Origin of the sequence: Dehalobacter sp. (assembly GCA_023667845.1) — a bacterium.
Lineage (GTDB): Bacteria > Bacillota > Desulfitobacteriia > Desulfitobacteriales > Syntrophobotulaceae > Dehalobacter.
Map to the genome: position 1 here is coordinate 22,293 of JAMPIU010000053.1, position 12,797 is coordinate 35,089.

Below are 12,797 nucleotides of genomic sequence, written 5' to 3' on the forward strand. Positions count from 1 at the left end.
AACTTAAAAAATTCAAGAACTTACTGTACTGACTCTTTTAAAGCTTTTCCTGCCTTAAAGCCAGGTACTTTGCATGCGGGAATGACAATTTCCTCTTTTGTCTGAGGATTTCTACCGACACGCTCTTCTCTTTTCTTAACCTCAAATGTACCAAAACCAACTAATTGGACTTTCTCACCACTTGCCATTGCTTGACTGATTGTGTCAAAGACTGCGGCTACCGCTTTTTCGGCATCCTTCTTGGTGAATTCGGTCTTTTCTGCTACTGCAGCAACGAGTTCCGCTTTATTCAAAAGTCTCCCTCCCAATAATAAACTAATAGCCTCTATATTCGCTATGAAACTGCATTCTCCTTCTTGGAAATGCTAAAATAAACCTCAAACCCCAGTTTTTTCTTCACTTTTTACCACTTCCCAGAAAAAATTCATGTTTTCCATGCTCATTCCTCCTCTGTTAGGTCCTTCCAAATCTATTTTGTGCATCATTTTATAAAATCTTTGTTGAAATTTCTTCGTCCCCTGCCGCAGGGCTTCTTCAGCGTTTATTCCGAGAAAGCGCGACAGATTAACAATAGAAAAGAGCAAATCGCCTAGTTCTTCTTCTATTCTTGGACTTTTTCCCACTTCCTTTTCAAGCTCAGCGAGCTCTTCATAGATTTTAGAAAGGGGGCCCCGGTGATCCTCCCAGTCAAAACCGGCTTTAGAAGCCTTTTTTTGAGTCTTTTCAGCGAATTGCAGCGCTGGAAGCCCTCCTGGAATATCAAAGAAATTCCTTTCCGTTTCTTTTTCCGGACTTTGGGATGTCAGCTTTTCCATTTTTTTAATTTCATCCCAGTTTACCAGAACTTCCTGGCTTGATGCTACTTCAACTGACCCAAAAACATGAGGATGCCGGCGTATCAGTTTATCCGAAATGCCCTTTATGACATCGTTCAGGCTGAATCGCCCGGATTCCTCTGCAATGCGGGAATGGAACACGACTTGTAATAATAAGTCTCCCAATTCCTCACATAAATTATTCATATTTTTGGAATCAATTGCATCCAACACTTCATAGGCCTCTTCAATCAGGTATTTCTTCAGCGACTCATGATCCTGCTCCTTATCCCAAGGACACCCCCAAGCAGAACGCAATTCGGCCATAATTGCAGTGAGCCTTTCCAGCCGGTCACTATTTTCCCTGATCATTGTCGCCTTCAGAGTAAAAGAGGTTCCAAGCCTTTGGTAAAGTCCGGCTGTGATCCTGCCTTCCGCGATTGGGAAACCCGGCAAAGCGAGTGTTATTTGCTTCTTACCGGACACCGTCATAACCTTTTCTGCAATCAAATCGAGTCCTGTGTCTAGGTCTAAAAGGATATTTTCCGTTTTTTCTGCTGCTGCGAATATTTCCTGGCACGGAAAACCCTCCCGAATCAGATCTGAAGCTGCCGGATGTTCGGCATTCCACAGGAATATCAGATCTGAACCTTTCAATAATTTATAGGCGGCAAGAGACAAAGAATCAAGTCCTTGGTCTCCGAGGCCCAGAATATTTAATATCGGGTTCACTTGCTTTCCTCCTGTTTTATATTAAGGTTGACAAGGCACTCGTTGCTTGTCCAATAATACTATAAATGGCAGGAAGATCTTTGGCAAGCATCTCGGGACGCCTCCTTGGTACTTACCCCAACTGGACTTTCACCAATTAGGTAATGCGCGCTTATCTGAGCACGCACCATTAAGAAAAGGACTGTCAACATGCTGTTAACAGTCCTTTCAATTTTTATTCTTTGCATTTAAACATTACTGTTCCATTTGTTTGGCTAAAAAGCCCGCTGCAGTTTCAGCAAGTTTGATTTCCAAATCTCCCATCTTGATGTTCGGTTCTTTGGACATGAGTACGACTACCCCAATTGGATCACCTTCAGCAATAATCGGTGCAATGACCTGATTTGTTGCTTTGACTTTTTCCTCTCCTTCCGTTTCTTTCAAAACAGAAGATTCTCCCGTATTGTAAATGGTTCTCCTTTCTTCCATGGCCTGCTCGGCTACAGCACCAAGAGATTTGTTTAGGTAGTCTTTCTTGGAAGCCCCTGACACCGCGATGATGACATCTCTATCTCCGATACAGGCAATGTGTCCTGTTGATTCAAATAAAGAATCCGCATATTCTTTGGCGAAGTCTCCCAACTCACCAATGGGCGAATACTTCTTTAGTATCACTTCCCCTTCTCTGTCCACAAAAATCTCCAGTGGATCTCCTTCTCTTATCCGCAAAGTCCGCCGGATTTCCTTGGGAATAACTACTCGGCCAAGATCATCTATTCTTCTGACAATTCCGGTTGCTTTCATTAAGTTCTCCCTCCTTTTTCCAAAGCGACTAATTCAATCTTAGTATATATCTTGAACTGCTTTATTATTCATATTTTTCCATACACGCAAAAAAGAATAATCCGGGATTACCGATCTGTCTTGTGCTAAAATATTCTTGGTCTGTTGCAGACTTACGAATAAATAAATAGAGGAGTAACAAAAACTGAAGTTTTGTTACTCCCTCTTATGGTTTGATTAGATTAAACAATCCTATTGCTTATTTAGCAGTTGTATCTGCCGGTTTCAATTCTTCGGCGTATTCGACTTCAGCCGCTTGTCTAAGTTCCGAATAATAGCTTGATACTTTCAGATTTTTGGCATTTTCGAGAGCATCTTCCTGAACGCTTGCTTTAACTTTTTCAAAGTCAGGCACAACAGCCTCTTTATGGTCTTCAACCAGAATGACATGGTAGCCATATTTCGTCTTAACCGGTGCTTCTGAAATGGTTCCTACCTTTTGGCTGAAAGCAGCCTCTTCAAATTCAGTCACCATTTCTCCGTGGGAAAAATAACCGAGATCCCCGCCTGAATCCTTACTGCCGGTGTCTGTAGAATATTCCTTGGCCAGTTCGGAAAAATCTTTACCATCCTTATACTCCTGGATTACTTTATTGGCTTCCGCTTCAGTCGCAACCAAAACGTGGCTGGCCTTGACCTGTTCATCCTGTCCACCAAAATCGGAGTAATGCGATTCAAAATACTGCTGGACTTCCTGATCCGAAACTGTCACATCTTTACCAACGTAATACGAAAAAGCATAAAAATTGGCCACTTCTTCTTCGGTCATCGCCTGTTCTTTCAGAAAACTTGCGTAATCCTGATTGGTCAGCGTACTTTTGAGCTCATCTATTTTCTTTGTAACTTCTGGATTGGTTGTATCCCATTTATTCTTCTCAACTTCCTGTCGAATTAATTCTGTCATAATAATATTTTCGAGGACGGAACTTTTGATGCTTTCCAGACTGGCCTTGCCCTCATCCGTGCTAAAGTCCATACCCTGCTTCTCATAATAGGTTTTGCTGGCATTTAACTTTTCTTCATAAGTCGTCATGGGGATACTTTGCTTATTCACTTTAACTGCAAATTCCTGTTTGGCGCAGCCATTGAGCATAAGCAGCGAAGCAAGCAGCATGATGATCATTGTTATTGTTATTTTTTTCATTAATCCCTATCTCCCTTTCGCTCGGATGAAGTCATTATACCAAGTTACGATTTATTAAGCAATTTAAACTGTACCGGATACGGTCCTGGCAACTGCTGCCGGATGCATCACATATTCCTCTAAAATATCAAATAATTTAAATATGGCTTTAAAGATATCTTCTATACTCGAAACCCTAAGCCGCAGATTCAATTCAAGATTACCTTGTTCCCCAGCTGCAAATGACAACGGGTAAGAAAATTTTGCGGCAATACTCATCAGCTGTTCTCCGGATATTTCGGGATCAGCGGCAAACCGCAGGGAGATATTCTGTTTATGCTGAACAACCTGTTCGAGACCCAGTTGTTTGGCTTTCATTCTTATCCTGATAATTTTAGCCAGGTTTTCAACTTCATCGGGCGGGTTTCCAAATCTGTCCACCAGTTCATCCAGAAAGTCACTTAAGTGTTCTTCACTAGAAATGCCGAGCATTCTCTGGTAAAGCGTAGCCTTAATCTGCTTATCCACGATATATTCATCAGGAAGGAGCGCCTTGACCTGAATATCTATGACTGGCTCAGCGACTTCTTCCACTGTTTCACCACGTAATTGCTGAACTGCCTCTTTCAGCATCTTGACATAAAGGCTGAAGCCAATGCTTGCAAGATGCCCATGCTGCTCCCCCCCGATAAAATTGCCTGCTCCTCTTATTTCCAAATCACGCATGGCAATCTTGAAACCGGAACCAAATTCAGTGAATTCCCTGATTGTAGTCAGCCTCTTTTCTGCTTCTTCTGTCAGAATTTTTTGCGGTTGGTATAAAAAGTAGGCATACGCTTTCCGGTTTGACCTGCCCACCCTGCCCCTGAGCTGATAAAGCTGGCTCAGGCCAAATTTGTCCGCTCCATCGACAATAAGTGTATTGACGTTCGGCATATCCAAACCTGTTTCGATGATGGTAGTGCAAATTAGAATATCTTTCTCTTTTTCCAAAAAGGAAATCATTTCTTTCTCGAGTTGGGTTTCACTCATCTGCCCATGCACAACCCCACAACGGGCTTCCGGGATAATCAAATTCAGCAGTCTGACCACTCTATCCAGTGTCTCAACCCGGTTATGGACAAAAAACACCTGGCCCCCCCTGTATAATTCTCTGCGTATTGCATCTCTTACCAGATCCGCATTAAATTCGGCAACAAATGTTTGAACAGGGAACCTATCTTCCGGAGGCGTCATGATAACGCTCATATCTCTTAAGCCAACTAGAGACATATGCAGGGTTCTGGGAATCGGCGTAGCTGAAAGAGTTAAAACATCCACATTGGTCTTCAGGGTTTTGATCTTTTCTTTGTGAGCAACACCAAAACGCTGCTCTTCATCGACAACAAGCAGACCCAGGTCCTTGAAGCTAACCCCTTCCGATAGGAGACGGTGGGTACCGACCACGATATCAAGCGATCCGTCCTTCAGACTCTGAATGATCTGCTTCTGTTCCTTGGCTGTGCGAAAACGGCTTAGCATTTCGATTTTTACAGGATAATCCATAAAGCGTTCTCTAAACGTATTATAATGCTGCTGGGCGAGGATGGTCGTCGGTACCATGACTGCAACCTGCTTGCCGCTGATTACCGCCTTAAATGCGGCTCTCAGAGCAACTTCAGTTTTACCGTACCCCACATCCCCGCATAGAAGCCGGTCCATCGGCCGGGACTTCATCATATCGTTCTTGACCTCCATAATACTCTGCAACTGGTCTGGTGTTTCTTCATATGGAAAGCGGTCTTCAAACTCTTTCTGCCAGTAGCTGTCTTCCGGATAAGCAAATCCCACAGCCCCTTCCCTTTTCGCATAAAGCTCAAGCAAATTGATGGCCATCTCTTTAACAGCACCCTGTGCCCTGGCTTTCGCCTTGTTCCATTCATTGCCGTTCAGTTTGTTCAGCTTGGGTGTGCTTGATTCTTCTGTTCCGAGGTATTTCTGCAGCAGCTGCAGCTGATCAAGCGGCACATACAGTTTATCTTCACCGGCATAACGAATCGCAAAATAATCCTTTTCAATACCATCGACCTCAATGGTTTCAATTCCGGTAAACTTGCCGATTCCATGGTAAAAGTGCACAACGTAATCACCTGGTTTAAGGTCGCTGAAAGAAAGAATATCTGTTTCTTTTGGGCTTTTTTTGGGTTTTGCCTGGTGTTTTCGTTCTCTTCGGTATATCTCTGATTCTGAAAAAATAACCATTTTGCTTACAGGCAGTTCAAAGCCTTGGTTGATCGAAAGCGGATAAATATAAACGCCGCCCTGGTTGATCGGATCTTCCATCCTGACCAGACTGGCATTAATGCTTCTGTCCTTTAACCCTTGCCCAAGCCGCTGAGATTGTTCCTCGTTCCCTGCAAAAAGTGCAATCACGTATCCGATGGACTTCCACCGCTGGATCTCTTCCACCAGGATTGAAGTCTTACCATACCCGGCTAAAGGGCGGGCAATCATGTTCGTCACTCTTTTAGGGTCAAACCCGGGTATTTCCCGCAATAAATTCGACAGGCCCAGCAAAGGACGCTTTCCGCTGGCGAGCAAATCTTCAAAGCTGATAAATAAATGATCGGGATTAACAAACTCTTCTCCCTTTTCTAGGTTGTCCGTAAATTCAGTAAGACGCTGATTGGACTGAAAATCCAGCTGCTCCTTAAGCCGGAGCGGTTCATCGAGAAATACAAGACAATCGTGATCGAGCCATTCAAAGAAAGGAACATACTCTTCGGACAGCAGACTCAGGTAAGGATAAATGCTTTCATCAAGAATTCCCGTGTTCAGCCGGTTTTCAAGATATTCTACTTTTTTATGAAGTCTCTTAACAGCTTCTACCCGATCCAGCCGCTGTAAACGACCGACGGCTTTGCGGGCTCTGGCTTTGATTTCCCCTTTCAGATCCTGCTGCCTTTTGGTATCAATAACATACTCCTGAACAGGAACAATAAGGACCTCAGAAATACTTTCCAGCGATTTTTGGGTCTCCAAATCAAATACCCGGATAGAATCTACTTCCTCATCAAAAAATTCTATCCTGACAGGATCTCTGTCATGTGGTGCAATATCGAGAATCCCACCGCGCAAAGCAAACTGGCCTCTGCCCTCAATGGTTTCTTCACGTTCATAGCCGGCCTCTACCAATAAGCGCATAAGGTCAGAAACTGCATACTGTTCCCCGACCTTAAAAAGGATACAATGTATCAGCCACTTTTCCGGGCGAATTAGTTTCCTCATGATCGCCTGGACGGGCGCAACGACAATTGTTTCGCTGTCTGTTTCCCGGTTGAATGGGAGCAGGGTGCTCAGGACCCGGATTCTCTCTGCCGTAATTTCGTGACTTCTGCTGAAAACTTCAAACGGAAGCCACTCTGTTGTCGGGAAAAGCATAATATTTTTTCCCGGAAGCCATGCCTCCAGATCTCTTGCCCATTTTTGGGCTTGTTCATCTGTATAGGTGATGATCAGAGCCTGCTGCTTCAGCAAGGAGACCTGGGCTGCAAACGCAGCTTTTTCGCTGCCGGTTATTTGGTAAATCATTTGCGGGGACTCTTTTCTGCTTAAGGCAGCGCTTATTTCCCCAATATCCAAACCTTTGTACAAAAAATCATTAATCGTAGGCATCTGCTGCCCTCCTGCAAAAAGTGGCTCATTCCTTATCATATCTCTGGTCAGGATAGAAAATACCTGTTTTCCGAGTATTCGGGTTGAGCAAACCATATTTACTGATAGTACGTCACTCCGCTGATATCCAGTTCCCTCATGCATTTTGAGCAAAGTGTATAGGCAACATTGCCTTTAATTTCAATAGAAAAATCCATCCTGAGTGGCCTGGTGTCATCCATCTCCAGTTCACCAACGATGGTATCACAGCAACGGCATATTTTCAGCATATACATAGGATAAAACACCTCCTGAGTAATATGCTTGCCTATCCAATCCAAGGTTATACGCTTCAGCTTTATTTAAAGTGACTGTTTCTCCTGGTTAAATAGATTCATGGCCTCATCCCCGTGGCCCTCTATCCACAATCCCACAGCACGCTGTGCCCTGTCCAGGGTACCATCCAACACTGCTTTTTCCTCTTTGGCAAACGTTGAGAGTACATGGTTAACCACATCAAATTCTGCCTTTGGTCTTCCAACGCCGATTTTAAGACGCCAGAAATCCTGTGACCCCAATTCCGCAATGATGGATTTCAGTCCGTTGTGTCCCCCTGCACTCCCTTTGGACCTTAATCGTATCCTGCCGAGGGGGAGATCCATATCATCATGGACCACCAATATATTCTGCGTATTTATTTTATAATAACTTATCAGTTCCCCAACGGCTAAACCGCTTAGATTCATATAGGTAATTGGCTTCAGAAAGAATATCCGCTCATCTTTGTTTCTTATTTCAGCCACTTTGCCGCGAAAATCATTACGGAAAGACAATCCTTCCTGAGCAGCAATTCTGTCCAATAGCATGAACCCTGCATTATGTTTTGTCTCGCTATATTTAACTCCCGGATTCCCGAGACCGATTACAGCCCTCATAAATTCTCCTTATCGGCATATCGTTTAAGTCCTAAGCATAAATTGAATAGACAGAACAGCATCAATCAAGGATTAATTTTATATAGATTATTTTTTTGAAAACTTGGCTGGCGCCAAGCTTTGGCGGTAGCCTTAGTTGCACTTAGATCTATCGGAAAGCTGTTAGCATTTTCCTGATAGACTTTAAAAAGGAGGGAATCCTATGCTGCCCAGTAAAAAAATTTTATCCCTGCCGATTATTTCTCTAAAAGAAGGCCAACAAATCGGGTTTGTGCGCAATATCGTCATTGACCCGAAAGCCAAAGCTGTTGCCGCATTGATGGTCGACCCCAAGGGGTTCTTCAAAGAACAGCGTATTATTCCTTATAACAGGGTTGTCAGCATTGGTGAAAACGTCATCACCGTCAGCACTGAGAATCAGGCGGAAAAAGCCACAAATTTACCTGATATTTTAGAACTTCTCAAAGAAAAAACGGCGATCATTGGAACAAAAGTCATTACTGCCAGCGGCAAAACCCTCGGTATCATTGAAGAGTTCTATATCGATACCGAAAATGGCATGATATCAAGTCTTGATATCTCCGGAGGTAAAATAGAGGGTCTTTTCAAGGGAAAAGCCAGCTTGAAAGCGGACGATATTCTTACCATCGGTTCCGATGTCGTCGTGGTGGTCAAAGGCTGTGAAGAAAGACTTGAACTTTTTACGAAAGGCATCAATGATAATGTCAAATCCATGATCCAGGTTGCTTCCCAAAAGGCAAGCCGAAAAAGTCAGGATCTGAACAGATTCTGGAAAAAGAATAAGGACGCTGAAACAAACGAAGATTTCCCGGATGATACAGACAAGCCAATTCAACCTGTCACAGCAGAAATCAGCACGTCTGTTACGGATAATTTCTGCGAGGGGCAGAATGAAGAAGCCACCAATGCAGACAAGGGTCCCAAAGACGGCCTTATCTGAGTGCTCTGAAGAACTAACTGAATAATTTACTGACGGATAAATCCTCATGGATTCTAACGATAGCTTCTCCCAATAAAGGAGCAACAGAAAGCACTTTAATCTTATCAATCTTCTTTTCCGGGGTTAAAGGAATGGTATTTGTTACGACAAATTCTTTAATAACGGATTTTTCGAGAATGCCGATAGCAGGACCAGATAATACCGGGTGCGTACAGCAGGCATAGACCTCTTTGGCTCCTTTTTCCATCAGTACAGCTGCAGCCTGGGTAATCGTACCGCCGGTATCTGTGATATCGTCAATAAGTACTGCTATTTTTCCCTGCAGGTCACCGATGACATGCATTATTTTTGATACATTCGGTTCAGGCCGACGTTTATCCACAATTGCGAGCGATGCCCCGATTCGTTCCGCAAAATTCCTGGCCCTGCCGACTCCTCCGATATCAGGTGATACAACGCAAATATCTTCGAGTTTCTTCTCCATAAAATATTCCGCGAGGATCGGTACTCCGGGGAGATGATCAACTGGAATGTCGAAAAATCCCTGAATTGCAGGTGCATGAAGATCCATAGCCACCAGACGATCCGCTCCAGCAGTCGTTATAAGATTGGCCATGAGTTTCGCCGTAATCGGTTCCCTGGCCTTTGTCTTCCTTTCCTGTCTGGCATAGCCGTAATAGGGGACCACTGCCGTAATCCGATAGGCTGACGCTCTCCGCAAGGCATCAATAAGGATTAACAGTTCCATAATACTATCGTTGGTTGGCGCGCAGGTCGGCTGAACAACAAACACATCGGCACCCCTTACGCTTTCATCAATTCCGATGTTGATTTCGCCGTCCATAAATGTTTTGACATTGGCAACCCCCATGGAAATGCCAAGATAATCGGCAATCTCCTGCGCGAGTTCCCTATTTGCGTTTCCGCAAAAAATTTTAAGTTCTTTCGTAGCCATAATTTTCCCCCTACTTTTTCTTGGCCGAGTGCCAATTTTCAATAATTCGCTGTTGTGATCTTTCGATCGCCAGAGCCTGACCAGGAACATCTTTCGTAATTGTTGACCCGGCGCCGATGACTGCTTCTTTGCCGATGGATACCGGAGCAACAAAGTTTGTATTGCTGCCGACAAAAACACGGTCTTCAATAATGGTCTGATGCTTATTCTCACCATCATAGTTGCAGGTAATCGTTCCGGCACCTATGTTCACATTTTTGCCCAATCTGGAATCACCAATATAGCTCAGGTGAGGGACTTTGGTTCCCTCTTCAATGATGCTGTTTTTAATTTCTACGAAATCACCAACTTTAACCTCTTTACCCAAAACCGTTCCGGGTCTCAGGTAAGCATACGGTCCCACAAGGCAATTCTCTCCGATCACTGCGTCTCGCGCAACAGAGTGCTCGATTTGACATCCCTTCTGACAAACACAGTTGATCAGTGTTGTCGAGGGGCCAATGTTCGCGCCTTCTTCAATCCTGGTATTTCCTTTAATTATCGTAAAAGGATTAAGGATGACGTCCTTCCCAAGAACAACTTCCGCATCTATAAAAACCGATGGAGGATTGATGATCGTTACTCCCTCCATCATCCAGTATTTTCTGATTCGATCATACAAGATATCCTCGGCTTCAGCCAGCTGAACCCGATTATTAATGCCTAAAGCTTCTGACGGGTCGTTCGTACAAAAGACCTCAATTTTTTGACCGGACGAAAGTAGGATATCAAAGACATCAGTGAGATAATACTCGCCCTGGGCATTTTTAGGCGTAATCTTCTGAAGCGCAAATTTCAAGGCTGCTCCGTTGAAACAATAGGTGCCTGTATTGATCTCCTTAATCCCTTTTTGCAAAGCATCTGCATCTTTTTCTTCGATAATGCCTTGAAAAACATTGTTCTCTTTCAATATCCTTCCATAACCAGAAGGATTCTCCATGATTGCCGTGAGTACTGTGGCTGAAGAGCCCGTCTTTTGGTGAATCTCCATTAATGACTGAAGCGTATGCCCCGCTAAAAGCGGCTGATCCCCGCTTAAGACCAGAATGCTACTGTCTTCATCGACCAATGGCAATACCTGCATCATGGCGTGACCTGTACCCAATTGTTCTTCCTGAACAACCACCCTGGTTCGTTCCCCAAGGTGTTCCGACAACATTTCGCGGCCATGACCGACAATCGTAATGACATCATTAATTCCCGGTTTTGCAACCTTCTCCAGAACGTGGTCAATCAGCGGACGGCCAGCCAGAGTGTGCATCACTTTCGGTAATTCCGATTTCATACGGGTACCTTTTCCCGCAGCCAAAATGACTGCTGTAAAATGAGACATTTCCTTATTTATCCTCCAAAGTGATCAAGTACCTTATCAACCTTAAAATATCCTATAATGGATGAGCAGATACTCGCATAGTCGTACTTCATTATTATAACGAATTATTGCCAAGAATAAAAAGAAATTACAGATATTTTTTTGTATTCCGCCTATATTATTGCAGTTTTATTTAATATGATAAAAAAGAGACCTCTCAAATGATGGTCTCTCCTCAGCAAAATCAAATATTATTCAATGCCCTTTCCGTATTCTTCTAGTACCTTAGTCTGGATTTTTTCTCTTGCCGCAGATGAAATCGGGTGGGCAATATCGCGAAAATCGCCTTCCGGGGTCTTTCGACTGGGCATCGCCACAAATAAACCATTCGTCCCTTCAACCACTTTTACATCGTGAACAACAAACTCGTTGTCAAATGTAACCGATACGACTGCTTTCATCTTGCCTTCGGCATTTACCTTTCGGACTCTGACGTCAGTAATCTCCATGCTGAGAATCACCACCCTTCTCTTTCGCCTCCAGAAAAATCTTCTTTTTTTATTCTCTATTTGGCAAAAAACTCCTTCTTTTTAGCAAAAAAAATTTCCAATTCAAAATATTCTACATCATTTTTGGGTCATTTGCCTTGACAAACGTCCTGCCTTTTGAAGAATCTATTTCCAGCTGCAGAAGAGCAAGGTAGTCTTCGACTAGCCTTGAGTTATTCCAGAGTGTATCTTCCATCAAAATGCCAAGGCCTACGACTTTGGCATCAAATTCCTGCATAAGGTCGATCAGCCCTTTGGCTGTGCCCCCGGCTTTAATGAAATCATCAATGATCAGCACTTTTTTCCCGGTACCCAAAGCCTTGCGGGTTAAAGACATGGTCTGAATTCTTTTGGAGGAACCGGATATGTAATTAATACTAACCGAAGAACCTTCCGTCACCTTATTGCCATGCTGCACCACAACAGCAGGTACACCCAGCGCATCAGCAGTCATCAGGGCCAGCGGAATTCCTTTTGTTTCAATCGTTATCACGGCTTCAGGACTTCTTTTCCGAAAAACGCTCGCAAAAATAAGCCCTAATTTCCTGGCAATGATCGGATTATAGAGAATATCAGACATATAAAGAAATCCGCCAGGAAGCGTTCTGTCGCCCGCATTTAAATTTCCGGCAAGAGATGTCAGGAAGTTTTTTGCTTCTTCTCTGCCGATTCCGGGCAAATACTTGACACCTCCGGCCGCCCCTGAAATTGTATCCAAATTGCCCTTGTCCGTGAGCGTTAAACTTTCTTTAATCGCGACCAGGTCTTCACTGATGGTCGATCTCGCAGTGTCAAAACGGTCGGCAAAAAAACCCAAAGTCAAAAGCTCATTCGGGTGGGAAATCAGGATTTCTGTTAACGCAATCATTCTTTCAATTCTTTTCATGCAATCATCTCTTTTATTTCATCTCATAAAACACTA

12 protein-coding genes are annotated in these 12,797 nt (G+C 43.7%); 1 reads left to right on the top strand and 11 read right to left on the bottom strand.

Annotated elements, in window-relative coordinates; all coding sequences use genetic code 11:
* Positions 1-20: 20 nt before the first annotated feature.
* From NC238_03705 to pth, 7 genes are all read right to left on the bottom strand, one after another.
* Positions 21-293: an HU family DNA-binding protein gene (locus tag NC238_03705; GenBank protein MCM1565062.1), complete on the bottom strand. Its 273-nt coding sequence runs from the start codon at positions 291-293 to the stop codon at positions 21-23.
* A gap of 84 nt (positions 294-377) precedes the next feature.
* Positions 378-1,547: a nucleoside triphosphate pyrophosphohydrolase gene (mazG, locus tag NC238_03710; protein ID MCM1565063.1), complete on the bottom strand. Its 1,170-nt coding sequence runs from the start codon at positions 1,545-1,547 to the stop codon at positions 378-380.
* 234 nt (positions 1,548-1,781) lie between these two features.
* On the bottom strand, positions 1,782-2,330 hold the full coding sequence (gene spoVT, locus NC238_03715; protein MCM1565064.1) for a stage V sporulation protein T: 549 nt from the start codon (positions 2,328-2,330) through the stop codon (positions 1,782-1,784).
* Positions 2,331-2,568: 238 nt separating this feature from the next.
* Entirely contained in the window at positions 2,569-3,513 is a 945-nt protein-coding gene (locus NC238_03720) for a peptidylprolyl isomerase (protein ID MCM1565065.1), read from the bottom strand.
* Between the two features lie 63 nt (positions 3,514-3,576).
* Entirely contained in the window at positions 3,577-7,146 is a 3,570-nt protein-coding gene (gene mfd, locus NC238_03725) for a transcription-repair coupling factor (GenBank protein MCM1565066.1), read from the bottom strand.
* Positions 7,147-7,244: 98 nt separating this feature from the next.
* Positions 7,245-7,421: a hypothetical protein gene (locus NC238_03730; protein ID MCM1565067.1), complete on the bottom strand. Its 177-nt coding sequence runs from the start codon at positions 7,419-7,421 to the stop codon at positions 7,245-7,247.
* A gap of 66 nt (positions 7,422-7,487) precedes the next feature.
* Positions 7,488-8,060: an aminoacyl-tRNA hydrolase gene (pth, locus tag NC238_03735; protein ID MCM1565068.1), complete on the bottom strand. Its 573-nt coding sequence runs from the start codon at positions 8,058-8,060 to the stop codon at positions 7,488-7,490.
* 202 nt (positions 8,061-8,262) lie between these two features.
* On the opposite strand from pth, the gene NC238_03740 reads away from it, so the two are divergent.
* Entirely contained in the window at positions 8,263-9,021 is a 759-nt protein-coding gene (locus NC238_03740) for a PRC-barrel domain-containing protein (GenBank protein MCM1565069.1), read from the top strand.
* A 13-nt stretch (positions 9,022-9,034) separates the two neighbouring features.
* On the opposite strand, the gene NC238_03745 is transcribed toward NC238_03740, so the two are convergent.
* The 4 genes from NC238_03745 to purR form a co-directional block, all read right to left on the bottom strand.
* The gene (locus tag NC238_03745) at positions 9,035-9,976 is read right to left on the bottom strand and encodes a ribose-phosphate pyrophosphokinase (protein MCM1565070.1); all 942 of its coding nucleotides are present in this window, start codon (positions 9,974-9,976) and stop codon (positions 9,035-9,037) included.
* Between the two features lie 10 nt (positions 9,977-9,986).
* A complete protein-coding gene (gene glmU, locus NC238_03750) occupies positions 9,987-11,348 on the bottom strand; it encodes a bifunctional UDP-N-acetylglucosamine diphosphorylase/glucosamine-1-phosphate N-acetyltransferase GlmU (GenBank protein ID MCM1565071.1) in 1,362 nt (453 codons plus the stop codon).
* A 230-nt stretch (positions 11,349-11,578) separates the two neighbouring features.
* Positions 11,579-11,836 (bottom strand): septation regulator SpoVG, encoded by a 258-nt coding sequence (gene spoVG, locus NC238_03755; protein MCM1565072.1) that lies wholly within the window; start codon positions 11,834-11,836, stop codon positions 11,579-11,581.
* Between the two features lie 112 nt (positions 11,837-11,948).
* A complete protein-coding gene (purR, locus tag NC238_03760; protein ID MCM1565073.1) occupies positions 11,949-12,761 on the bottom strand; it encodes a pur operon repressor in 813 nt (270 codons plus the stop codon).
* Positions 12,762-12,797 lie beyond the last annotated feature (36 nt).